This is a genomic window from Syntrophomonas wolfei subsp. wolfei str. Goettingen G311, from assembly GCF_000014725.1.
Taxonomy (GTDB): Bacteria; Bacillota; Syntrophomonadia; order Syntrophomonadales; family Syntrophomonadaceae; genus Syntrophomonas; species Syntrophomonas wolfei.
On record NC_008346.1, the window covers coordinates 433,657 to 457,055 of the forward strand.

Below are 23,399 nucleotides of genomic sequence, written 5' to 3' on the forward strand. Positions count from 1 at the left end.
TTGGTGCTTGTTAGGGGTTAATAACAAAAGAGGTGCCGGGTATCTGGAAGGAGGATTATCATGCTGGCTTGTAAACTGGCGTCCCGTAGTCCTGATAGCAAGAATAATACCATTATTAAAATAAAAACTGCCGGCAAGGAAATAAGTATAGGTGATGGAAACTGCACCATAATTGCCGGCCCCTGTTCGGTAGAATCCCAGGAGCAATACCTGGAAATTGCCCTGATTTTAAAAGAAATGGGTGTAGATATACTGCGCGGGGGAGCCTTTAAGCCCCGCAGCTCCCCTTATTCTTTTGCTGGCCTGGGGACAGAGGGGTTAAAGATTCTGGCCGAAGCCCGGGAGCTTACCGGCTTGCCGGTGGTTTCAGAAGTTATGGATCCGCGCGATCTGGATCAGGTAGCTGCCCATTGTGACCTTATCCAAATCGGCAGCCGTAACATGCAGAATTTTTCCCTGCTTAAAGAGGCCGGGCGGGTAGACAAACCGGTGCTGCTTAAACGCGGTCTGGCCGCTACCATTGAGGAATGGCTCCTGGCTTGCGAGTATATAATGGATGCTGGCAATGAAAAAGTCATACTTTGCGAGCGGGGAATACGCACCTTTGAGCCTTTGACTCGAAATACGGTAGATATAGGGGCGGTGGCTCTGGTCAAGGAATTGTCTCACCTGCCGGTAATAGTGGATCCCAGCCATGCTACCGGGCGGCGCTCGCTGGTGGCTCCCGTAGCCCGAGCGGCGATGGCAGCTGGTGCCGATGGCCTGATGATTGAGGTACACCAGCATCCTGAAGAGGCTTTGTCCGATGGAGAGCAATCCCTCACTCCGGAGCAATTTGCGGCTCTGACCGAGAGGATAAGAGCTATGGTTTGAGTGTCTGACAGAAGAGAGGATGAAAGTTGAATGAATAATATCTCCCAGCATCTGGCGGGTTTTCGCTCCCTGCGCTACTCAAGTGAGGGGGGAGTTGATATAGAACGCCGGGTACGCAGCATTGAACTTAAAGGGGCTACTGAGCCCATAATCAAGCAAATTGACCGGCAAAAGGGAGCCCTTTTTTCCAGCAGTTATGATTATCCCGGCAGGTATAGCCAGTGGGACATCGGATTTCTCAATCCTTGTTTGGAACTGCGCGCTCAGGGTAGGGATTTTTGCCTTGAGGCTTTGAAAAGCAGTGGTTTGAAGTTGCTCTTTGGCTTGTATGCAGAGCTTCGCGGCCGGGAAGAATTTACTGCGTTGCTTCTAAAGCAGAATAAAATAGAAGGCAGTGTAAAAAAAAGCCCTGAGGTTTGCTGGGAAGAGGAGCGTAGCCGGCAGGCCAGTATTTTCTCGCTTATAAGGGTAATACGAAGATACCTTTTCTATCCGGATGATTGTTTCCTTGGACTTTACGGAGCTTTCGGCTATGATCTGGTTTACCAGTTCGAACCCATGGAATTAAAGCGCCCCCGCCCCGAGGGGCAGTGCGATTTGCTGCTTTACCTGCCTGATGAGCTGACGGTGGTAGATCATCGTATGGCCCGGGCTTACCAGCTAAACTACAGCTTTAGAAGCAGTGGGGAATTAATGAATATTCCGCAATACAGCCAGGAGAATATTTGCCCCGAAGTATCGAACAGGCAGCAGGAGCAGCCGCTGCCGGGTCATTACACGGCTCTGGTGGAAAAGGCCAAACAATCTTTCCAGCGGGGGGATTTGTTTGAAGTGGTGCCCTCCTATTCCCTGTTGGAGCCTTGCCCAATCGCCCCTTCGGAAGCATTTAAAAACTTGAAAAGAATTAACCCCAGCCCCTATGGTTTTATCATAAATTTGGGCGATGAACAGCTGGTGGGTGCTTCCCCGGAAATGTATGTGCGGGTGGAGGGAAGGCGGGTGGAAACCTGTCCCATTTCCGGTACCATAAAAAGGGGAAAAGATGCCATTGAAGATGCGTTGCAGATCAGAAAACTCCTTAATTCCGGCAAGGATGAAGCCGAGCTTACCATGTGCACGGATGTGGATCGTAACGATAAGTCCAGGATCTGTGAGCCAGGTTCGGTCAAAGTCATCGGGCGGCGCCAGATAGAGCTTTACTCGCATTTAATCCATACCGTTGATCATGTTGAAGGGATACTGCGCCCGGATTTTGATGCCCTGGATGCTTTCCTTACCCATATGTGGGCGGTTACCGTAACCGGAGCCCCCAAGCGGGCCGCGATAAAGTGGCTGGAGGAAAATGAAGAGTCGCCGCGTGGCTGGTACGGGGGAGCGGTGGGCTACCTTTCCTTTAATGGTGATCTAAACACGGGGCTGACTTTGCGTAGCATAAGGATTAAGAATAAGCTGGCGGAAATTCGAGTGGGGGCTACCCTCTTGATGGATTCGATACCGGAGGAGGAAGAGGCAGAAACCCTGGTCAAGGCGGCGGCCATGCTCAAGGCCATTCAGGGAGCTTCTGCTGACCGGCGGCCTTTAATTGTGCCGGGTTTACAGCTGGAAAAACCAGCACCCCGGGTATTACTGGTGGATCATGAAGACTCTTTTGTTCACACTCTAAGCAATTATTTAAAACAACTGGGAGCTGAGGTTTGGGTTGCCCGGGCTCCCCTGGCACGGAAACGCCTGCGCCAGGGACAGGATTTCGACCTGCTGTTTTTATCCCCCGGCCCCGGCCGCCCGGATGATTTCCAGTTGAAAGAGACGATTGATCTGGCGATTAAACGATCTATTCCGGTTTTTGGGGTTTGCCTCGGGCTGCAGGGTATAGTGGAATACTTTGGGGGACGGGTGGAGGAATTGCCTTATCCCTGCCATGGCCAGGCTTCTTTGCTGACGGTTTCGCAACCTTCGCCCCTTTGGAAATTTTTGCCCCGGCAGTTCCAGGTGGGGCGTTACCACTCTCTTTATGCGGCCGTCTTGCCGGATTGTTTGCAAGTAAGCGCAATCAGTGAAGATGGGGTGGCAATGGCGGTTGAGCATCGAGAAATGCCGATGGCGGCAATCCAATTCCACCCGGAATCAATACTTACTGCCGACAATGGGAATGGGTTGCAGGTGCTGAGGAATGTGCTGGATTACCTGGCTACTGCACCGTATGCAGTAGCCGGTAATAGCAAAATTACAATTTGAATCTTTTTACCAATTCACTGAGTTCTTTAGCTAGCATAGCCAGGGATTCCGCTGCTGACGCAACATCTCCCATGGATGCCGTTTGTTCTTCGACTGTGGCCGCCACTTCCTGCACGCCTGCCGAAGTTTCCTCAGTTGCTGAGGCTGCTTCTTGAATCTGGTCGCTTAGGATATGAACGGCTTCGATTATAGCATTAAAGGATTCCTTAAGTTCATTTACCACCCGGTTACCCGCTTCAACTTCCTGCGAGCCAAAGGCCATTGCTTCTTCGGCTTTTTGCGATTCGAGCTGTATAGAGATAATGAGATCCTTTATTCTTTTGGCGGCCTGGGCCGACTGCTCAGCTAGCTTTCGTACTTCTTCCGCCACCACGGCAAAACCTCTCCCCTGTTCTCCAGCCCGGGCGGCTTCGATGGCCGCATTTAAAGCCAATAGATTGGTTTGGTCAGAGATGCTGCTTATAAGCTCAACAATCTGGGTAATTTCCTTTGCTTTTTGGCTCAAGCTATGGATAACATCGGAAGCATGTGTAGTGGAGTCTGTTATAGCCTGCATCTGACTGCCGATAATTGCTACCCCTTCCTTTCCGTTATTGGCAAAATCACTGGTTTTAACGGAGACCTGGGATATTTCTTGAACGCTGGTTGCTACCTGGGAGACTGCAGAAGCGATTTCTCCCATAGTAGTAGCAGTCTGGTTGGCCTGAACTGTGCTTTGTTGGTAATTAGCGTTTAACTGTCCGGCTGAACTGCTAAGATAATTGGATTTTTCGCTTACCTCGCTAATAATTCCTCTTATCTGCAAAATCATGTTCTTTAAAGCTTTTGCCAATTGGCCGATTTCATCGTTAGAACCAATTGCTATATCTACGGAAAGATCACCTGAAGCAGCCTGATGGGCTATCTCACCCATATCCTTAACCGGGTTGACCAAACGCTGCCGCAAGGTTCTGAGTAGGTAGTATCCTAAAATAAGAGCCAGTAAAATGCTAAGGAACATCCCGCCAAGCATTAGTCGAAAACTCAGGGTTACTTCCTGCTTGGCAATTACTCCTTCATTATGGGCAGCCTGGGTATTAATATCTATTAAAGTATTTAAACTATCTTGAGCTTTTAGAAAACTCTCCCTGGATTGCAGGGATGCATTAAGCAATGTAGTATTGATTTCTTTTATTTGTGGGGCATCGAGATTTCCCAGTTCGCTTAATAAGGCATCTTTTTCCCGGGCTATTTGCACCACTTGCTGGCTATGGCTAAGCCATGTTTCCCAAAGGGGAAGAAACTGCTCCCACATTTGTTTTTCTTCACTTGCCTGGGGTAGGGTTAGATAGTTCTTAATTGCTTCCTGGGCTATTTGTTTTTCCAATTCAATGCGGTCATACTGGGATTGATGCAGTTTAGACTCTAACATATCATTATTGATTAAGCCTCGTTCAGCTGTAAGGACCATCGATTGGGACAGAGCAATCTTTGCTAGTTCTTCTGCGCTGGGGAAATTAACATCCTCAATTTTTATCAGGTGTTTTAAGGCTTTATCATTGGCCTTTACTCCTACAATCCCGACAACAATACTAAAAATAGAGATAATAATGAAGACGGCTATTACTTGTACGGCTATATTAAGTCGATTAAGCACCTTTAAGCACCTCCTTACTCTTCGGGTTGAAACTGACAATTGGAATCCTTGCAGTAGGCACTTCCCCCTCTTGCCATAACCCATTATTCAATTTATGCAACATAAAAACAGAAAGTGAAAATTATGGATAGAGAGGCAAAAAGCAGAAGGATAAGAAAGCCACGGGAAAAAACAGTGCTGTGTTGAAACAGCTCCGCAGTTTCCTCTGATGCTTAAAGTTATTTTCAATTTCACATACTATAAACATGTTAAAGAGATTCTTGCTTTATGGGATCCTGGGATGGACTACGGAAATATTATTTACGGGAATGGGCTCTCTCTTGAACGCTTCATGGCGCTTGGGTGCCCATACCTACCTGTGGATGTTTCCCATATATGGACTGGCCGTTTTCCTGGAGCCTTTTCATGATCGCATTCGTTCTGCCCCCTGGCCGGTACGGGGCTTTATTTGGGCCTCCCTCATCATTGGGATTGAATACCTCTGTGGCTGGCTCTTGAAGATATTTTTGGGGTTTTGTCCCTGGGACTATAGCGGTGCTTCGCTTTTCAGCCTGGATGGCTTTGTACGCTTGGATTATACTCCTTTTTGGTTCATTGCCGGACTGGCTTTTGAACAGATACATGATTATCTGGATAGAATAGGTATATCATAGGGATGAAAAGGTCGTCGGTCGATATATCCCTCACCCTGTACCTTACGGACACTCCTGATGTTCCCTGTGGTCGCTGTTTAAGGAAGCTGAGCGGAATATTTATGCAAGTTAATGCATAAATATAACTTTTTGCAGCGGAATCATCATTTATATTTACTTCTTTTTTTCCGTAGTTTTCTTTCCTGCTGCCCTTCCGGTGAAAAAATCCGCTGCTTCTTCTCCTGCTCTTTCCTGCTGCCTATATATTCATTTTCTTTCCCGCGGGCAACTATCAGGGTGTGGCCTTCATCATAAGTCAGGGCTACCGGCAGGTTGGATTCACCGTACACCACCTTGTAACCGAATTCCTTCAAGGAGGGTTCGGATTTAAGCATTCTCCTCAGTTCTTGTTTGAGTACGGAAAAGTTGCGACTGCTATGATATCCTTTACCATGATTTAAATCCAGCACATCCACCCCGTTTTGCATACACCAACTCAAGTTTTGCCTGGTTTTTTGCTGGGCTTCTTCCAGGCTCAGACCATGAAGATTAAGGCTCTGAACTTTCATTGGCTTAATCCCTCCCTTGACGGCTAAAAATAATAACTTTTAATCTAGTATAGCTTCTCTTTCAAAAGATAGAGTAGTTTTGTGTTATTATTTTAAATATGGTTAGGACTGGGGATGTAAAAGAATGTGTTGAAACTGCTTAAGCAGTTTCTTCCGATGTTTAAAAGGTGGTTTATATTCTATGCAAAATATTTTCGCTGATCTTAATGAACAACAAAAAGAAGCCGTAGCTCATGTGGATGGACCCTGTATGGTTTTAGCTGGTGCCGGTAGTGGCAAGACCAGGGTTCTCACCCGCCGTATTGTCCACCTGGTAAAGCAGGGAATTCCTCCTCACCGGATTATGGCCATTACTTTTACCAATAAAGCCGCTCAGGAGATGCGTTCCCGGGTGATTTCGATGCTTCCCGATTTTAACAGCCAGTGGATTCAAACTTTTCACTCCACCTGCAATCGCATATTGAGAATGGATATTCAGGAATTGGGTTTTGACAAATACTTCAGCATTATTGATGATACGGAAGCTAAATCACTTATCAAAACCCTACTTAGAGAAGAAAACGACTATGAAACCAAAGCGGAAGAACTGCTCTATATCTTCAAACAGGCAAAAAACAGCCTGGAAAAACCGGAGAAGTATTTTTACAGCTTTGCTGTTCCCGATTTCATAAAGGAAAGGAATTGTAGGGTCTTCAGCCTTTATAATTCCCGGCTTAAGAACTTGAATGTGTTGGATTTTGAAGACCTTATTGTACTCTGTATCCGCCTTTTCCAACAGAATCCGGACGTATTGGAAAAATACCAGGGATGGTTTCAATATATTATGGTTGATGAGTACCAGGACACCAATTACTCCCAGTATTTCTGGGCTCGCTTGCTGGCTTCGCGGCACCACAATATTTTCGTGGTAGGAGACCCCGACCAGTCCATATATAGCTGGAGGGGGGCCGAGCCCTATAATATCAAGCGTTTTCTCGGCGATTACCCGGATAGCCGGCTGATCAAGCTGGAAATGAACTACCGCTCCAGCGGCAATATATTAAGCGCGGCCAATGCGGTGATTTGCAACAACGAGGAGCGGGAGGAAAAACAGCTATATACCCAAAAAGGGCAGGGAGAGAAGCTGGTACACTTCTGTGCCGGTGATAGTTTTCAGGAGGCCCGTTTTATAGCGGATGAAATAAACCAGCTGCTTCGAAGCGAAAATAGGCATTTCCAGGATTTTGCCGTTTTTTACCGTACTCATGCGCAATCTCGAGCTCTAGAAGAGGCTTTGCTCTATCGTAATATACCTTACCATATTGTGGGGGCGCGCAAGTTCTATGAACGCAAGGAGATAAAAGATATTCTAGCCTATTTGCGCCTGGTTTCCAATAATAATGACCTCTTGAGTTTCGAACGGGTTATAAATGTTCCCCGCCGCGGGATAGGAGAAAAAACCTTGGGTAGGATTAAGGCTTATTCAGAGGAACGGGGGATTTCTTTGTTGGATGTATTGGCTGAGGCGGAATCCATTCCCGGAATAGGACGGAAGATGCTAACGGCCATGGAGGATTTTTATGGCATGCTGAAGTATCTCACGGATTTGGTCACATCAGGGGCTTCGTTGATGGAGCTTCTGGAGCAGGTAATTGAAGTTACGGGATATATCGAGGAGCTTAAGAAAAGCAAAGCGACTGATGCCGAGGCGCGGATTGAGAATTTGCAGGAGTTGCGCTCCCTGGTAGTGGAATTTGAAAGAGAAGGGGGTCAGGGACTGGAGGAATTTCTGTCTCAGACGGCCCTGGTGCAGGAAAGCGATGAGCTTGATAATTCCGACCATGTCCTGCTCATGACCCTTCACGGGGCTAAAGGATTGGAGTTCCCGGTAGTCTTTATTACCGGCCTGGAAGAAGGGGTTTTCCCGTCTTATCGCAGCCAGACGGCCGAAGAGATGGAGGAAGAAAGAAGACTATGCTATGTGGGTATAACCCGGGCCCAGGAAAGGCTTTATCTCAGCCATGCGCTGAGCCGCCTGCTCTACGGCTATGAACGCAGCAACCCCCCTTCGCGTTTTCTCTACGAAATTCCGGAAGAGCTCTTGCTCTCTCCCCAGCAGAAAAAGGTTGCCAAACCAGTATTTCAAGCCGGTGATCGGGTCTTACATGCCAAATTCGGTATGGGAATAATAAGCGAACTGAATGAAGAGGAGCAGATTGCGGTGGTTGAATTTGTTCAGGCGGGAACCAGGATGTTGCGATTGGATATTGCTCCGCTGGAGAAAATAGATTAAGGACGGAAGGCGGAAGAACAACTACCGTTTAACTATTGTTCAAAAAGGAAGGGGGTAAAGGAATGGAGGTCAGTTCCCGGATAAAGGAGCTCAGGGAAGAGATGCAAAAGCATGATTACCACTATTACATTTTAGATGCCCCGCTAATAAGTGACTCCGGCTATGATCGCCTGATGCAGGAACTGAAAAAGCTGGAGGAGGAATACCCGCAGTATATAACCGCCGATTCACCTACGCAGCGGGTAGCGGGCAAGGCTTCGGAAAAGTTCTCCCCGGTAAGGCACCGCTTTCCCCTCTTAAGCCTGGACAATGCCTTTTCCTATCAGGATTTATTGGAGTTTGACCGCCGGATAGGTCGGGTCGCCCGGACGCTGTCATATATGGCAGAACTTAAAATAGATGGGGTTTCTATCGCATTGGTTTATGAAAACGGGGTTTTGCTGAATGCTGCTACCAGAGGGGATGGTCTGGTGGGAGAGGATGTAACAGCCAACATCAGGACAATAAAGACTATCCCGCTTCGCTTGCGCCATTCCCTGCCCCGGCTGGAAGTGCGCGGCGAAGTGTTTATGCCCAAACAGGAATTTATTCGACTCAATGAGGAAAAAGAAGAAAAAGGGGAAAGGGTTTTTGCCAATCCCCGCAATGCCGCTGCTGGTTCATTGCGGCAGCTCGATCCCCGGGTAACTGCCGGACGGGCTCTGTCTGCTTTCGTTTATGACATTATTTATATGGAAGGACAAACTCTAGCGGAACAGCAAGAGGCCTGGCATTTTATGCAGGAACTGGGCTTGCCGGTCAATCCGGAGGTACGCTTCTGCGCGGATATAAATGCTGTTCTGGCTTTTACTGAGGAATATGCTGAAAAGCGACATGAGCTTCCCTATGAGATTGACGGGGTGGTGGTCAAGCTCAATACCCTGGCAGAACGGGAGGAGTTGGGGGCAACCGCTAGGAGTCCCCGTTGGGCGATGGCCTACAAATTCCCCGCCGAAGAAAAGGAAACCCGGCTCCTGGGCGTAGAAATAAATGTGGGGCGAACCGGAATCATAGCTCCCACTGCTTTGCTGGAACCGGTATTTTTGGCTGGAACTACAGTTAGCCGGGCCAGTATGCACAACTTTGATCTGATCAAGGAAAAGGATCTGCGCATCGGCGATATGGTTTTACTGCATAAGGCGGGAGATATAATTCCCGAAATCATCGCTTCCCTCCCCGAAAAAAGAAGCGGGGAGGAGCGGGTGATAACGCCTCCGGAAAACTGTCCCGCTTGTGATAGCAAGGTGGCGCGTTTTGCCGGAGAAGTGGCTTATCGTTGCGAAAACATCAATTGCCCGGCCCGGCTCAAGGAAAGCCTTATCTTTTTTGCCTCCCGCGGGGCCATGGATATAGATGGATTAGGTTCAGCTGTAATCGAACAGTTGGTAAACAAAGATATGGTAAAACGAATTGACGACTTGTATCGCTTACGGGAAGAGGAGATCACTGCTTTGGAAAGAATGGGGCCAAAATCCGCCGCCAATTTAATCAAAGCCATTAATGAGAGCAAATCCCGTCCCCTCTCCCGCCTGCTTACCGCCCTGGGAATAAGGCATATAGGAGCCAGGAGCGCTAAAATTCTGAGCCGCCATATTCATGATATAGATGATTTTTATAAGTTAGGGGTAGAGAATCTAACCAGCATTCCGGAAATCGGACCCAAGATGGCCGAGTCTATGGTTAATTTCTTTGCTGAGCCCCGGAACCGGGAGACCATAGAAGATCTGAAAGACCTGGGGGTTAATACCCGGGAGGAGGCCATCGAGGCCGGAGAGCAACTGCTGCAGGGGAAGACCTTTGTGCTTACCGGCACCCTGCCCAGCCTGACCCGCCAGCAGGCCAGCGAGATGATTGAAAGCCGGGGAGGAAAAGTGAGCAGTAGTGTCAGTAAGAAAACCTCCTATGTCGTGGCTGGCGATGATCCGGGCAGCAAGCTGGACAAAGCACTGCAACTGGAATTGACCATACTGGACGAAGCAGGTTTTTTAAACCTCTTGGGATTATCTTAGGCGCACCGGGAAAAGAAAAGTGAGGAGTGAGGGGTTCCACTACAAAAACCTCTTTTGTTGCATAAGGGTTGCATAAATATACAAAGCGAGCGTTGGCGAAGCATGGATGCAACACCCGGCGAAGGCGAGCAGGCGAAAGGGGGCGAGCGACAGGACGTCGCGAGAGCGCTATACGACCATGGACGGGAGGTTAGCGCGTACCCCTTGAGCCGCGAGACAAGCCGCAGGTGTTGCCCATGCGAAGACTGCGAGCGGTATATTTATACAAACCAATGAATATTTGTAACTTATTGCAGTAGAGTCAGTTTAATGTTGTGATGGGAGGAATGCAGGTGAAGAAGCGGTGACCGGTACCTTAATAAATGCCGGGGTCATTGTAGCGGCGGGAGCAGTTGGCCTGCTGCTGCGCCGGGGAATACCGGAAAACATTGCCCGCTCCCTGCAGGATGCCATGGGCCTTCTAATCCTCATAATCGGGATTCAGTATGGGCTCAAGACCGAGAGCCTGGTAGTTGTTGGTCTCAGCCTGGCTCTGGGGACGGTTTTCGGGGAATGGAGGAATTGGGAGGGCAAGCTGGAGAATACTGGGAAAAGGCTGAAAAGGCTGCTGGGGCAGGAAGAAAATCTCTTTGTAAAGGGCTTCGTTTCCGCCACCCTGGTCTTTTGTGTCGGTGCCATGGCCATACTGGGAGCTTTGCAGGATGGCCTGACCCATAATTATGATATACTGCTGGTAAAATCCATGCTGGACGGGATAATGGCTATGATATTTGCGGCCAGTATGGGTATAGGGGTACTTTTTTCCGCTCTTCCCCTCTTGCTTTACCAGGGAGCCATCAGCCTGGGAGCAGGGTTTTTAAAGCCTTTTCTCACTGATCCCGTCATCAATAACCTGACCGGTCTGGGGGGAATTATCATAGCCGGGATAGGGCTCAACACCCTGGGCCTGGCCCGTATCCGTTTGGCGAACCTGCTCCCCGGTCTTTTGCTGGTTCCGTTGCTGATGTTCTTATTTTAATGAGGAGTAAAGGAGTATCCTTGTATACATGCCCTTTTACCAGTAAAATTATTAGGCTTAGACTGGGGCATTTGATATAATATTGAACATAAATGTTTTAAGCGACAAGGGGGTAACTTGATGGCGCTTTCACCTGAAGAAGTAAATCATGTGGCTATGCTGGCTCGTCTGGCCTTAAGCGAAGATGAGAAAACCGCCTTTGCGGAGCAATTAACTTTGATATTGGATTATGTGGAAAGACTGAACGAGCTCGACACCGGGGAGGTAGAGCCATTAATTCATATATTGCCTGTCTTTAATGTCCTGCGCCAGGATGAGGCCCTTCCCGGTTCCTCCCAGGAAGAAATTCTATCTAATGCTCCCCTGGTAGAAGATGGCCAGTACAAAGTCCCCAGGATAATATAGGGAGGTTTTCGCCAGTGGATTTATACAAGCTTACGGTTCATGAATTGCAGGATAAACTGCTCGCCGGGGAAATCTCTTCCGAGGATATTGTAAAGTCCCTTTTTTCCCGGATTGCTCTCGTGGAGGAAAAAGCGCAGGCTTTTATTACTTTATGTGAAGAAACGGCCTTGGAAGGCGCGCGCAGGATTGACCAGCAGGATGAATATGGTGGAATTAAAGGCATTCCCTATGGATTAAAAGACCTTTTCTGTACTCGAGGCATTAAAACCACCTGTGCTTCCAGGATGTTGGAGAATTTCGTACCCAGCTATGAATCAACCGCCAGCAAGCTCCTCAATGAAAAGGGCGGGATACTCTTGGGTAAATTGAATTTAGATGAGTTCGCCATGGGCTCTTCTACTGAGCAATCGGCCTTTTTCCCCAGTCGTAATCCCTGGGACTGGGAAAGGGTCCCGGGAGGCTCTTCCGGTGGTTGTGCCGCCGCCGTAGCTGCAGGGGAAATACCTTTTGCCCTGGCTAGCGATACCGGAGGCTCCATTCGCCAACCGGCGTCCTATTGCGGCATAGTTGGACTAAAACCGACCTATGGACGGGTTTCCCGCTGGGGGGTAGCGGCCTTTGCCTCTTCCCTGGACCAGGTGGGTATATTATCTCGTGATGTACGCGATTGCGCTTTAATACTTAAAATTATTGCCGGCAAGGATCCACTTGATGCTACCAGTGCCGACACCGAAGTTCCCAATTACTGCGCATTTTTGGATGGGGAAGTAAAGGGGATGAGAATAGCCTACCCCCGGGAGTACTTCCAGCATTGGGTGACGGAAAGTATCCGGACAGCGGTGATGAAAGCCCTGCGGAAGTTTGAAGAACTGGGAGCCATAGTGGAAGAAGTATCGCTCCCGCATAGCGAATATGCTCTGCCGGCCTATTATATTGTGGCTCCGGCTGAGGCCAGTACCAACCTGGCCCGTTTTGATGGAGTCAGATACGGCTTACGCGATGATGAAGCCGATAATGTGATAGATATGTTTTCTCTATCCCGGGCTCAGGGTTTCGGGCCGGAAGTAAAAAGAAGGATAATGCTGGGAACCTATGCTTTGAGCTCAGGTTATTATGATGCCTATTACCTTAAAGCCATGAAAGTAAGAAGATTGATAGCCTCGGATTTCGCCAAGGTTTTCCGGGATTTTGACCTCATAGTATCACCAACTACTCCGACTACAGCTTTCAAACTGGGAGAGCAGATTGATGATACCCTGACCCTTTATATGAATGATGCTCTTACCGTTCCGGTAAACATGGCCGGGCTACCCGGCATTTCGATTCCCTGTGCTTTGGATGATGGTTTACCGGTGGGTATGCAGCTTATTGGCCGGGCCTTTGATGAGGCCACCCTGTTAAAAGCCGCCTATGCCTTTGAGCAAAATACTGATTATCACCGGCTTACACCGGTTCCGGGGGGTGGAATTAATGAGTAAGGAATTTGAGACGGTAATTGGACTGGAAGTACACGCGGAATTGAAAACTGAGTCCAAGATTTTTTGTTCCTGTTCCACGGCTTTCGGGGCGGAACCCAATAGCCAGGTTTGCCCGTTTTGTGCAGGTTTTCCTGGTGCTTTGCCGGTGCTGAATGAAAAGGTGTTGGAGTTGGCTATTAGGACGGGGATAGCTCTAAATTGTGAAATACCGGAATATTGCAAGTTCGACCGGAAGAACTATTTTTATCCCGATCTTCCGGCAGCTTATCAGATTTCCCAGTATGACCAGCCCGTTTGTATAAACGGTTATCTGGAAATTGACCTGGATGGAGAAATCAAGAGAATAAGAATAAACCGAGCCCATATGGAAGAGGATGCGGGGAAACTGGTGCACCAGGGTGATATAACTACCACTCCCTTTTCTCTGGTGGATCTCAACCGTTGTGGTATAGGCCTGCTGGAGATAGTATCGGAACCGGATATGCGCAGTGCCCGTGAAGCCCGGGCTTACCTGGAAAAACTGCGATCGATTTTATTATTTGCCGGGGTATCCGATTGCAAGATGCAGGAAGGTTCCCTGCGCTGTGATGCCAATATATCGGTACGACCAGCAGGACAGGAGGAACTCGGCACCAGAACCGAAATCAAGAACCTGAATTCCTTCCGCTCGCTGGAACGGGCTATTGAATATGAAGCCAGGAGGCATGTGGAAGCCATTGAAGATGGTGAGGAGTTGCTGCAGGAAACCCGAACCTGGGATGAGGAGAAACAGGTTACCCGCTCTATGCGCAGCAAAGAGGAAGCCGATGACTACAGGTATTTTCCGGACCCCGATTTGCCCCCGCTTAGAATCAGCCGGGAAAGGATAGAAGAAGTACGGCGACAAATGCCGGAGCTGCCGGATGTGGCTCAGGAAAGACTGGTGGAGACTTATGGCCTCCCCCATTATGATGCGACTATACTTACGACCACTCCTGATTACCTGGAATTCTTCGACCGGGTAATAAAAATCTATCCCGATGCCAAAGTGGTAGCCAACTGGATGATGAGCGAGTTGAACAAGTATTTGAACCAGAGCAACCTGGAAATATCCGATTGCTTAATTAAACCGGAGAACCTGGTGGAAATGCTCCAGCTTATTGATGATGGGACTATAAGCGGCAAGATGGCCAAAACTGTATTTGCAGAAATGTTTAATAGCGGCAAGAGGGCTCCGGAAGTGGTAAGGGAAAAGGGTATGGTACAGATATCGGATGAGAAGGCCCTTTCCGCTATTATTGAGAGTATTGTCAACGGCAATCCGAAAGTAGTGGAGGATTACCGCAATGGCAAGGAAAAAGCTTTTGGTTTTTTTGTCGGTCAAGTTATGAAGGCTACCCGAGGGCAGGCCAACCCCGCGGTTGTTAATAAATTATTGAAAGAAAAGTTAAAATGAAGAATTTCTTAACATAAATAAGTGCGATTCTATGGCAAAAACTCTTTTTATGGCATAAGGGTTGCATAAATATACAGGCAAAACAATATTTTTTACAGTTACATTATATTTTTAAAAGTGAAATTCAGGGGAGGAGAATAGATGACGCGTTCAAGCATGAATAAAGATTGGTTCCTGGAGGAAGGCGCCCGGGTTAATATTGTGGATACCACCCTGCGGGATGGAGAACAGACAGCTGGTGTGGTCTTTACTAACAATGAAAAAATCCAGATTGCCCGGTACCTGGATATGATTGGAGTAGACCAGATAGAAGCCGGCATACCGGTTATGGGCGGGTTTGAAAAAGACTGCATCAAAGAGATAGTTGCTCTGGGTTTAAAATCCAGCATAATGGCCTGGAACCGGGCCGTAATCGCCGATATCAAAGAGTCCCTGGACTGCGGGGTGGATGCTGTGGCTATATCCATATCTACCTCGGATATTCATATCGAGCACAAGCTGCAAACCACGCGCCAGGATGTATTGAACCGGATGGCCGACGCCGTCAAATTTGCCAAGGATAAAGGGCTTTATATATCCGTAAATGCTGAGGATGCATCTCGTTCCGATATTGATTTCCTGACCGAGTTTGCCTTGCTGGCCAAACGATCAGGTGCTGACCGCCTGCGTTTTTGTGACACCGTAGGGACCTTGACCCCCCTGTCCGCTTTTCGCTATATCAAAACCTTGATTGACGCCGTAGGTATCAACATAGAGATGCATACGCATAATGATTTTGGGATGGCTACCGCCAACGCCCTGGCCGGGGTTTATGCCGGTGCCAATTATGTCGGCGTTACTATCAATGGGCTGGGAGAGAGAGCGGGTAATGCTTGTTTGCAGGAAACTATCATGGGGCTCAAATACCTGATGAATGTGAATCTTACCTATAACACCACCCTATTCCGGGAAGTAGCCGAATATGTGGCCCAGGCTTCAGGCCGGGCTTTATCCGTCAGCAAACCCATAGTAGGTTCCGGCATCTTCGCCCATGAATCTGGTATTCACGGTGACGGGGTATTGAAAAACCCGCTTACTTATGAAGTATTCAGCCCTGAAGAAGTCGGGCTGGAAAGACAGATTGTAATTGGCAAGCATTCAGGTACAGCTGCCGTCCGCTCAAAATTTACCCGTGAATACAATATTGAGCTCAACGATACAGAGGCAGCCCAAATTCTGGCCCGGGTTCGGGAAATGTCCATTGAATTGAAACGCTCCCTTTTTGACAAAGAGTTGATGTATATATATGAAGAACTGTACGGGAAAGCCAGATAGCACAATGATATCTCAATTGTATATCAAAAATTTTAGGAGGTTTTGATTGCTTTGGGGAAAACAATTGCGGAAAAGATTTTATCCACCAAGAGCGGCCGGGATGTTAAAGCCAATGACATCGTAGTAGCCGAACTCGATTTCATCATGGGGCAGGATGGAACCTCGCCTCTGGCCATACAGGCCTTTCAAGAAATGCAGGCCAGGAGGGTATTTGACCCGGCCCGCATTGCCATGGTTATCGACCACAGCGCACCCAGTCCCCTGGAAGGTGTCTCCGAACTGCACCGGCAGATGCGGAGTTTTGCTGGTGAACAGGGGATATGTTTTTACGATATAGGAGACGGAGTATGCCACCAGCTCTTGCCTGAACAGGGACATGTAGTCCCCGGCGACCTGGTAATTGGGGCCGACTCCCACACCTGTACCTACGGAGCCATCAATGTATTTTCTACCGGGGTAGGCTCCACTGACCTGGCTGCCGGCCTGATTTCCGGCAAGCTCTGGTTCAAGGTTCCCGAAACCTTTAAATTTGTTTTAAACGGCCAGCTTCCGGCTGGCGTCTATTCCAAGGACCTGATTCTCCACCTGATTGGAGATGTTACGGCTGATGGCGCCACTTATATGGCGGCGGAATATGTCGGAGAAGCTATTGCCGGCTTGTCGGTGGAGGCCCGCTTTACTATCAGCAATATGGCTATCGAGATGGGAGCCAAAGCCGGTCTTATGGATGCCGACCAGAAAACCCTGGATTGGGTCAAAGAGCATAGTACAAAAAGTTTCACCCCCGTTAAAGCGGATGCTGATGCGGTCTATGCCCGGGTGAAAGAATACGATGTTTCCCGACTGGAACCGCAGGTGGCCAGGCCCCACACGGTGGATAATGTTGCCCCGATCGGTGAAGTGGCAGGTACTCCCATACAACAGGGAGTAATCGGCACCTGCACCAACGGGCGCATGGAAGATCTGCGTATTGCCGCGTCCATACTAAAGGGAAGAAAAGTCAAGAGCCGCTTGATAGTAGCCCCTTCTTCCCGGCAGGTAATGCTTCAGGCTATACGGGAGGGGCTAATAGAAATATTCCTTGAATCCGGGGCGGCAGTGGTAACCCCTGGTTGTGGACCCTGCGTAGGCACCCATAACGGTGTTCCCTCTGACGGGGAAAATGTAATATCCACTGCCAACCGCAATTTCAAAGGCCGGATGGGAAATAATCGCGCTTTTATATACCTGGGCTCACCGGCTACAGTTGCCGCATCGGTTATTAAGGGAGAAATCAGTGACCCACGAGAATATCTGCGCTAGCAGCCTGTGCTATAGTTCCTTAGGGACTATAGCACAGTCGTAAAGGTGGGTATAGATAGGCAACAAGGAGATTAGAAGGAGATGGAGAAGCATGGATTTAAAAGGACAGGTACACAAATTCGGAGATGATGTCAACACCGACTATATTATATCAGGCCGCCACAAGTTTAAAACCCTGGACATGAAGGAACTGGCCAAATATGTGATGGAAGACCTGGATCCCGAATTCTATAACAAAGTTAAAGCTGGAGATTTCATAGTAGCCGGGAGCAATTTCGGCTGCGGCTCCTCGCGGGAACAGGCACCTTTGGCAATTATCAACGCTAATATCAGTGCGGTAGTAGCCAAATCCTTCGCCCGCATTTTTTACCGCAACTGTATCAACACCGGATTACCCCTGATTGAATGCGATACCGAGCAGATTGATGAAGGGGATGAGCTCGAAGTCGACCTGCAAAAAGGCGTCTTATATAATCGCAGCAAAGGCATAGAGATTGCTATTACTCCTTTGCCGGATGTAATGCTGAAAATCCTGTCTGACGGGGGCCTGGTAGAGCATTTCAAAAAATACGGAACCTTTAATTTTGACTAACCCCCCATGGTCGGGGGCCACCATAACTTAGGAGGAGATTCGCAGATGCCAGTAGGAGAAAAAATCAGAGTTGAAAACGGAGTATTAAAGGTACCGGATCACCCTATTATTCCTTTTATTGAAGGTGATGGAACCGGTCCTGACATATGGGCGGCCGCTTCTCGGGTTTTGGAGGCAGCGGTGGACAAGGCCTATAAGGGACAGAAAAGTATTGTATGGAAAGAGGTGCTGGCCGGGGAGAAGGCCTTCCAGCAAACCGGAGAATGGCTGCCCCAGGAGACTATCGATACCATAAGGGAGTATATTATTGCCATCAAAGGACCTTTGACCACCCCGATAGGAGGAGGCATTCGTTCCCTTAATGTGGCTCTACGACAGGAACTGGATTTATATACCTGCCTTCGGCCTGTACGCTATTTCGAAGGAGTACCTTCACCAGTCAAACGCCCCGAGGATACCGATATGGTCATATTCCGGGAGAATACCGAGGATATTTATGCCGGAATTGAGTACCCCCGCGGTTCTGAGGAAAGCGATAAACTCTTGAAGTTTCTGCAGGAGGAATTGGGGGTCAAAAATATTCGTTTCCCCGGCAGCTCCGGTATCGGCATAAAACCAGTTTCAGAAGAAGGAAGCAAGCGCCTGGTTCGGGCTGCCATCAATTACGCCTTAAATGAAGGGCGGCGCAATGTTACCCTGGTGCACAAGGGAAATATCATGAAATATACGGAAGGAGCCTTTAAACAATGGGGTTATGACCTGGCTGAAAGCGAGTTTGGTGATAAAGTATTTACCTGGGACCAGTATGACCGGATAAAAGAAGAAAAAGGGACGGCTGCTGCCGACCAGGCTCAGAAAGAGGCGGAGGAAGCTGGCAAATTAATTATAAAAGATGCCATAGCCGACATTTTCCTGCAACAAATCCTGACCCGCCCGAATGAATTTGATGTTGTGGCCACCCTTAATCTCAACGGTGATTATATATCAGATGCGCTGGCGGCCCAGGTGGGAGGAATCGGTATTGCGCCGGGGGCCAATATTAATTATGTTACCGGTCATGCCATCTTTGAGGCGACTCATGGCACCGCCCCTAAATATGCCGGCCTGGACAAGGTCAATCCCTCCTCAGTGATACTGTCGGGTGAACTTATGCTGCGGCATCTGGGATGGAATGAAGCCGCCGACCTGATTATTATGGCCATTGGCAAGACTATTGCCAGCAAAGTGGTAACTTATGATTTTGCCCGTCTTATGGAGGATGCTCAGGAAGTCAAGTGTTCCGGATTCGCCGATGCGCTGATAGCGAATATGTAAATACGGAGGACGGAAGGCGGAATGGTACCCCTTGAGCTGCGAGACAAGCCGCAGGTGTTGCCCATGCGAAGCGCCCTGTCGGGCACAACTGATGCTCCCTACGGTCGCAATTAAGGGAGCTGAGCGGTATATTTATACAAGCCAATGAATATCTAATAACTTTTTGCAGTAGAATCACTTAGCGGATTACTGGTTGAGTGCCGGCCACAGTAATCTTAATAGCAACCAAAGGGTCAAGTATGTCAACAACCCCGTCCCCGTGACACTGTTTCTTCCGATGCTTAATACGAAAATTGAGGACGGTTTGATATGAGAATTATTGAATTATACCGGCAGAAGGCTCCGCTTTTGTCTCTGGAGATATTTCCGCCCCGGATGGCCTATCCTCTGGAAAGTGTTTTTGACACTGTGCAGGAATTAAAAAGACTGAACCCGGCTTATATAAGCGTTACCTATGGAGCTGGAGGCAGCAACCGGGAACGAACGGTGGAAATCGCTGCCCGGGTAAAAAAGGAATATGGTATTGAAGCCCAGGCGCATTTGACCTGCATAGGCCATCGCCAGGAGGACATCAAAAATATACTTGCCCGGCTTAATAGGGAAGGAATTTGTAACATTATGGCCCTGCGCGGAGATATCCCGGAAGATGAGCCGGAATTCGATTTCCGCCGGCAGGAATACCATTATGCCTTTGAACTTATCCGTGATATAAGGGCCGCCTATGGTGATAGTTTTGGAATTGCTGCTGCCGCTCATCCGGAAGGACATCCTGAATGTCCCCGTTTAAAGGATGATATTTTCCACCTGAAGAATAAGGTGGACAACGGGGTGGATTTCTTAATCACCCAGCTATTTTTCGACAACCGGATCTTTTTTGATTTTTGGGAGCGCTGTCAGGCTATGGGTATAAACTGCCCGGTCATTCCTGGGATTATGCCAGTATTGAACGCCGGGCAGATTAAAAGAATGATCTATCTCTGCGGAGCTTCCATGCCGGCCGGACTCTTGAAACTAGTGGACAAATATGAAAAAGAGCCGGTGGATATGGAAAAAGCAGGTATTGACTATGCCAGCCAGCAGATTAAAGAACTCCTGGAAAATGCGGTGGCCGGTGTACATCTATACAGTATGAACAAACCCCGGCAGATAAGCGAAATCGTATATAATATAGGCTTGGCCTCTCCGGGAAAATACTAGGATACCTGTATCTTAACTTTTTCAAGCTCCTGGTAAAGCTCAGAGAATATCTGCTTTACTTTTGTCAGATCTTTTATTCGGGAGGCCTGTTCAATGGCTGTTGCCAGTTTGGAGAACTTCATAAATCCATACATACCAGCCGTACCCTTGATATCATGGCTTATGGCCTGAATCTTATCTATATTACGACTTTTAATCGCTGCCTCCAAATCGTCGATCATTTCATCCAGTATTATGAGGAATTCTGGCAGGAGTTCGACTATCAAGCGCTGAGGAGATACGAATTCCTTGATATCCTGTTTAATATATTCTTTCATCAGTTGTACCAACTCATGGGCTTTGAAGGGTTTGGCAATATAGGAGGTACAGCCGCAGGCCAGGCATTTTTCCCGATCTCCCGGCAGAGAATGAGCGGTTATAGCTATTATAGGAATATCCCTCCATTTACTATGCTGGCGGATAAACTGGGTGGCCTCATAGCCATCCATAACCGGCATTTGCATATCCATTAAAACTATGTTAACCGGCTTATCTTGAAGAATTCTTAAGGCTTCCAGTCCATTGGAAGCCATAATTACTTCAAAGCCGTAATTGTATAGCATCTGGCCCACGATTTTTTGGTTGAGGGGGTTGTCCTCAACCAGCAGTACCCGAATAGGGGTAAAATCCAGCAGAGCTTCTTCTTTGTTTTCAAATTGCTCTCTATTTAATTCATACGGAACCTCTATTTCAACCTTATCCATTTCTATTAGAGGGATACTGAAACTAACCGTTGTACCAACACCGGGCATACTGCTTAAACTTATTTCCCCCTCCATCAATTCCAGCAATTTTTTGCAAATATAAAGGCCCAGACCTGCTCCCCCATACTGGCGGGAGTTGGAATTGTCAGCCTGAGTGAAGGGCTCGAATACCCTCTCCACAAAACTCGAAGGGATACCTATTCCGGTGTCGCTAATGGTAAAAAGCAAGCGGTATGAATCACCTGGTTGAATCTTTGCTTTTAACTCAACTCTTCCTTGCGGGGTAAACTTAATAGAGTTATAGAGGAGATTGAGTAAAACCTGCTGCAGTTTGGTCTTATCAAGCATAATCTTTGCAGGTATCCGGCTATCAATATTCAATTTAAAGTCAAGACCTTTTCTTTTGAGCAATGTATCAACCCTGTTTACAGTAGCAATAATTAACTCTCCCAAATTACATGGCTCCAAATTAGGAGTGACCGGATCTGATTCGATTTTTGATACATCCAGGATATTATCAACTATCTGTAACAGCTGTTCCCCACATTCGCGGATAATGGAAATGTTAGTGGCCTGTTGTTGACTTAAATCACTTTGATCGAGCAGGTCGAGCGAGCCCAGTATGCCGATAATGGGAGTACGTATTTCGTGGCTCATGTTCGCCAAAAACTGACTCTTGGCCATATCGGCAGGATTACCATTTCCTTGGACAATTGATGATTCAGCCCACCATATCCTCCCTGACATAGTTTTCCACCTCCTCCAATAAAACGCGCTAACTCCCGTTTCGTCCATCTGACCACAGCCTCCAGGTCGGGGGTAGAGCCCTGACCCAACTCCCTACTTTCCTCATTAAAAAGGGGATAGTATAAATACGATACTACAAGTTAGCTGAAAAACATGTCAATTTATCAAGAAGGAAATAAATATTTTCTGCAAAAAGTTGATGTTTTATGTAAATCCTGCTTGCTTTTTCAGTCTTGCGGCAGGATTTTGCCGATAGAAATGGAATTATTAAAATAGATTCGGGGAATTATTCTGGAGGTGCGATTATATGAAAAGCAAGTCGTTTTTGTTTACTTTGCTGCTGGCAATGCTATTTGGTCTGGCAGGTTCAGGTCTTATTCTCCCTGCGTTGGCTGCGGATACTCAGCCGGTAAAGATTTTCGTGGATGGCCGGCAGGTGGATCCGGGAGAGGCTGCTCCCTTTATCAAGAATGACCGGGTCATGGTCCCGCTGCGCGTAATTAGCGAAGGACTGGGGCTCAATGTGGACTGGGATGCGGAAAACTACCGGGTATTAATCAGCAGTTCATCACCGGCGAATCTCTCCTCGTTGCCGGCGGATGGCAAAGGCCAGTTTGTCAAGATTTATTTTGATGGCCGGGAGATTAAACCGGATGATGTATTACCTCTTATAGAAAATGACCGGACCATGGTGCCCTTGAGGTCCACTTTTGAAGGAATGGGTATGAAGGTGGACTGGGACCCCGCCAATTACCAGGTAATAGTCATGACTGCCCAGGCCCTGCCGGTAGACTTCAGCACCATGGTGCCCTTGAGGTCCACTTTTGAAGGAATGGATATGAAAGTTGACAGGGATGATACCAACCACCAGGTAATAGTCATTGATTCTCCCCAGCCGGCAGCAGTTAATAACGATTATGAAATAAGCATAATGGGTAATTCCACTGCTACAGCGGAGCAATTGAAAGCCCTCTTGCAGGAGAACAACCCGCTGGCACCAGATCTGGTTGAACTCTACCTGCAGATGGGAAGGGAATATGGGGTAAGAGGGGATATTGCCTTCTGCCAGGCAGCCAAAGAAACCGGCTGGTGGAAATTCGGGGGACTGGCCTTGCCGGAGCAGAATAATTATTGCGGCTTAAGCGTTACCGGTAAGGCAGCTACAGCTACAGAGGATTTGCGAGGAGCCAATCCCCAAAAAGTGCGTTTTATTGAAGGTAAGCACGGGGCCTTTTTTGACAGCCCGGCCAGCGGAGTGGAGGCACATATTCAACACCTTTATGCCTACGCAACCACCGCGCCCCTGCCGGCTGGGAAAGAACTATTGGATCCCCGATTTATCTTGGTGAAGAGAGGCTGTGCTCCTCGCTGGATAGACCTGGGAGGCAAGTGGGCCACACCAGGTTTTGACCGCAATAAGTATAGCTGCTTTGACGAAGCCTTTGCTGCGGAGGATACCTATGGACACAGCATCCTGGCTAATTACTACTGGAAGGCGCTTCCCCCTGCCACCATATAACGAGGCAAAATATATATTACCAGAATCATCCCCATGATATACGAGTAAATAAAAAAGGCAGGTTCTTCAC

Annotated in this window: 18 protein-coding genes; 15 read left to right on the forward strand and 3 right to left on the reverse strand. The window is 48.1% G+C overall.

Annotated features, from left to right (window positions below; translation table 11 throughout):
• The first annotated feature begins 60 nt into the window (after positions 1-60).
• Both aroF and SWOL_RS01865 read left to right on the forward strand, forming a co-directional pair.
• Entirely contained in the window at positions 61-873 is an 813-nt protein-coding gene (gene aroF, locus SWOL_RS01860) for a 3-deoxy-7-phosphoheptulonate synthase (RefSeq protein ID WP_011639811.1), read from the forward strand.
• A gap of 30 nt (positions 874-903) precedes the next feature.
• Positions 904-3,108, forward strand: coding sequence for an anthranilate synthase component I (locus tag SWOL_RS01865; RefSeq protein ID WP_011639812.1), 2,205 nt, complete (start codon positions 904-906; stop codon positions 3,106-3,108).
• On the opposite strand, the gene SWOL_RS13440 is transcribed toward SWOL_RS01865, so the two are convergent.
• The gene (locus SWOL_RS13440) at positions 3,098-4,744 is read right to left on the reverse strand and encodes a methyl-accepting chemotaxis protein (RefSeq protein WP_011639813.1); all 1,647 of its coding nucleotides are present in this window, start codon (positions 4,742-4,744) and stop codon (positions 3,098-3,100) included. The two genes, SWOL_RS01865 and SWOL_RS13440, sit on opposite strands and share 11 nt — an antisense overlap.
• 245 nt (positions 4,745-4,989) lie before the next feature.
• On the opposite strand from SWOL_RS13440, the gene SWOL_RS01875 reads away from it, so the two are divergent.
• Positions 4,990-5,397 carry a putative ABC transporter permease gene (locus SWOL_RS01875; RefSeq protein WP_041427270.1) on the forward strand — a complete coding sequence of 136 codons (408 nt, stop codon included), beginning with the start codon at positions 4,990-4,992 and terminating at the stop codon, positions 5,395-5,397.
• A 143-nt stretch (positions 5,398-5,540) separates the two neighbouring features.
• Here the strand turns inward: SWOL_RS01875 and SWOL_RS01880 are convergent, their stop codons facing one another.
• Positions 5,541-5,945 (reverse strand): Smr/MutS family protein, encoded by a 405-nt coding sequence (locus tag SWOL_RS01880; protein ID WP_011639815.1) that lies wholly within the window; start codon positions 5,943-5,945, stop codon positions 5,541-5,543.
• Between the two features lie 181 nt (positions 5,946-6,126).
• Here SWOL_RS01880 and SWOL_RS01885 point away from each other — a divergent pair, with 181 nt between their 5' ends.
• The 11 genes from SWOL_RS01885 (at position 6,127) to metF (ending at position 20,320) form a co-directional block, all read left to right on the forward strand.
• A complete protein-coding gene (locus tag SWOL_RS01885) occupies positions 6,127-8,217 on the forward strand; it encodes an ATP-dependent helicase (RefSeq protein WP_011639816.1) in 2,091 nt (696 codons plus the stop codon).
• A gap of 62 nt (positions 8,218-8,279) precedes the next feature.
• Positions 8,280-10,265, forward strand: a complete 1,986-nt coding sequence (ligA, locus tag SWOL_RS01890; protein ID WP_011639817.1) for an NAD-dependent DNA ligase LigA — start codon at positions 8,280-8,282, stop codon at positions 10,263-10,265.
• A 343-nt stretch (positions 10,266-10,608) separates the two neighbouring features.
• Positions 10,609-11,283, forward strand: a complete 675-nt coding sequence (locus SWOL_RS01895; RefSeq protein WP_011639818.1) for a DUF554 domain-containing protein — start codon at positions 10,609-10,611, stop codon at positions 11,281-11,283.
• Positions 11,284-11,403: 120 nt separating this feature from the next.
• Positions 11,404-11,688, forward strand: a complete 285-nt coding sequence (gene gatC / locus SWOL_RS01900) for an Asp-tRNA(Asn)/Glu-tRNA(Gln) amidotransferase subunit GatC (protein ID WP_011639819.1) — start codon at positions 11,404-11,406, stop codon at positions 11,686-11,688.
• Between the two features lie 14 nt (positions 11,689-11,702).
• Positions 11,703-13,166, forward strand: coding sequence for an Asp-tRNA(Asn)/Glu-tRNA(Gln) amidotransferase subunit GatA (gene gatA, locus SWOL_RS01905; RefSeq protein ID WP_011639820.1), 1,464 nt, complete (start codon positions 11,703-11,705; stop codon positions 13,164-13,166).
• Positions 13,159-14,601 (forward strand): Asp-tRNA(Asn)/Glu-tRNA(Gln) amidotransferase subunit GatB, encoded by a 1,443-nt coding sequence (gatB, locus tag SWOL_RS01910; RefSeq protein ID WP_011639821.1) that lies wholly within the window; start codon positions 13,159-13,161, stop codon positions 14,599-14,601. Before gatA ends, gatB begins: the two co-directional genes overlap by 8 nt.
• 141 nt (positions 14,602-14,742) lie before the next feature.
• A complete protein-coding gene (gene nifV / locus SWOL_RS01915; RefSeq protein ID WP_011639822.1) occupies positions 14,743-15,915 on the forward strand; it encodes a homocitrate synthase in 1,173 nt (390 codons plus the stop codon).
• A gap of 51 nt (positions 15,916-15,966) precedes the next feature.
• The gene (locus SWOL_RS01920; RefSeq protein ID WP_011639823.1) at positions 15,967-17,217 is read left to right on the forward strand and encodes a 3-isopropylmalate dehydratase large subunit; all 1,251 of its coding nucleotides are present in this window, start codon (positions 15,967-15,969) and stop codon (positions 17,215-17,217) included.
• A 91-nt stretch (positions 17,218-17,308) separates the two neighbouring features.
• Entirely contained in the window at positions 17,309-17,809 is a 501-nt protein-coding gene (locus SWOL_RS01925) for a 3-isopropylmalate dehydratase small subunit (RefSeq protein WP_011639824.1), read from the forward strand.
• A gap of 45 nt (positions 17,810-17,854) precedes the next feature.
• Entirely contained in the window at positions 17,855-19,123 is a 1,269-nt protein-coding gene (gene icd, locus SWOL_RS01930; RefSeq protein ID WP_011639825.1) for an NADP-dependent isocitrate dehydrogenase, read from the forward strand.
• A gap of 309 nt (positions 19,124-19,432) precedes the next feature.
• Positions 19,433-20,320, forward strand: coding sequence for a methylenetetrahydrofolate reductase [NAD(P)H] (metF, locus tag SWOL_RS01935; protein WP_011639826.1), 888 nt, complete (start codon positions 19,433-19,435; stop codon positions 20,318-20,320).
• Here metF and SWOL_RS01940 read toward each other — a convergent pair.
• Complete coding sequence (locus SWOL_RS01940; RefSeq protein ID WP_011639827.1) at positions 20,317-21,810, reverse strand: ATP-binding protein; 1,494 nt, start codon at positions 21,808-21,810, stop codon at positions 20,317-20,319. The two genes, metF and SWOL_RS01940, sit on opposite strands and share 4 nt — an antisense overlap.
• Before the next feature lie 307 nt (positions 21,811-22,117).
• Between SWOL_RS01940 and SWOL_RS13445 the strand changes: the two genes are divergently transcribed.
• Positions 22,118-23,329, forward strand: coding sequence for a stalk domain-containing protein (locus SWOL_RS13445; RefSeq protein WP_011639828.1), 1,212 nt, complete (start codon positions 22,118-22,120; stop codon positions 23,327-23,329).
• The last annotated feature ends 70 nt before the right edge of the window (positions 23,330-23,399 follow it).

Excerpts from the sequence above, each read along its gene's own strand:
- icd (WP_011639825.1), top strand. The coding sequence starts at position 17,855 with ATGCCAGTAGGAGAAAAAATCAGAGTTGAAAACGGAGTATTAAAGGTA.
- aroF (WP_011639811.1), top strand. The coding sequence starts at position 61 with ATGCTGGCTTGTAAACTGGCGTCCCGTAGTCCTGATAGCAAGAATAAT.
- ligA (WP_011639817.1), top strand. The coding sequence starts at position 8,280 with ATGGAGGTCAGTTCCCGGATAAAGGAGCTCAGGGAAGAGATGCAAAAG.
- SWOL_RS13445 (WP_011639828.1), top strand. The coding sequence starts at position 22,118 with ATGAAAAGCAAGTCGTTTTTGTTTACTTTGCTGCTGGCAATGCTATTT.
- SWOL_RS01885 (WP_011639816.1), top strand. The coding sequence starts at position 6,127 with ATGCAAAATATTTTCGCTGATCTTAATGAACAACAAAAAGAAGCCGTA.
- SWOL_RS01925 (WP_011639824.1), top strand. The coding sequence starts at position 17,309 with ATGGATTTAAAAGGACAGGTACACAAATTCGGAGATGATGTCAACACC.
- gatB (WP_011639821.1), top strand. The coding sequence starts at position 13,159 with ATGAGTAAGGAATTTGAGACGGTAATTGGACTGGAAGTACACGCGGAA.
- metF (WP_011639826.1), top strand. The coding sequence starts at position 19,433 with ATGAGAATTATTGAATTATACCGGCAGAAGGCTCCGCTTTTGTCTCTG.
- nifV (WP_011639822.1), top strand. The coding sequence starts at position 14,743 with ATGACGCGTTCAAGCATGAATAAAGATTGGTTCCTGGAGGAAGGCGCC.
- gatC (WP_011639819.1), top strand. The coding sequence starts at position 11,404 with ATGGCGCTTTCACCTGAAGAAGTAAATCATGTGGCTATGCTGGCTCGT.
- SWOL_RS01880 (WP_011639815.1), bottom strand. The coding sequence starts at position 5,945 with ATGAAAGTTCAGAGCCTTAATCTTCATGGTCTGAGCCTGGAAGAAGCC.
- SWOL_RS01875 (WP_041427270.1), top strand. The coding sequence starts at position 4,990 with ATGTTAAAGAGATTCTTGCTTTATGGGATCCTGGGATGGACTACGGAA.
- SWOL_RS01865 (WP_011639812.1), top strand. The coding sequence starts at position 904 with ATGAATAATATCTCCCAGCATCTGGCGGGTTTTCGCTCCCTGCGCTAC.
- SWOL_RS01940 (WP_011639827.1), bottom strand. The coding sequence starts at position 21,810 with ATGTCAGGGAGGATATGGTGGGCTGAATCATCAATTGTCCAAGGAAAT.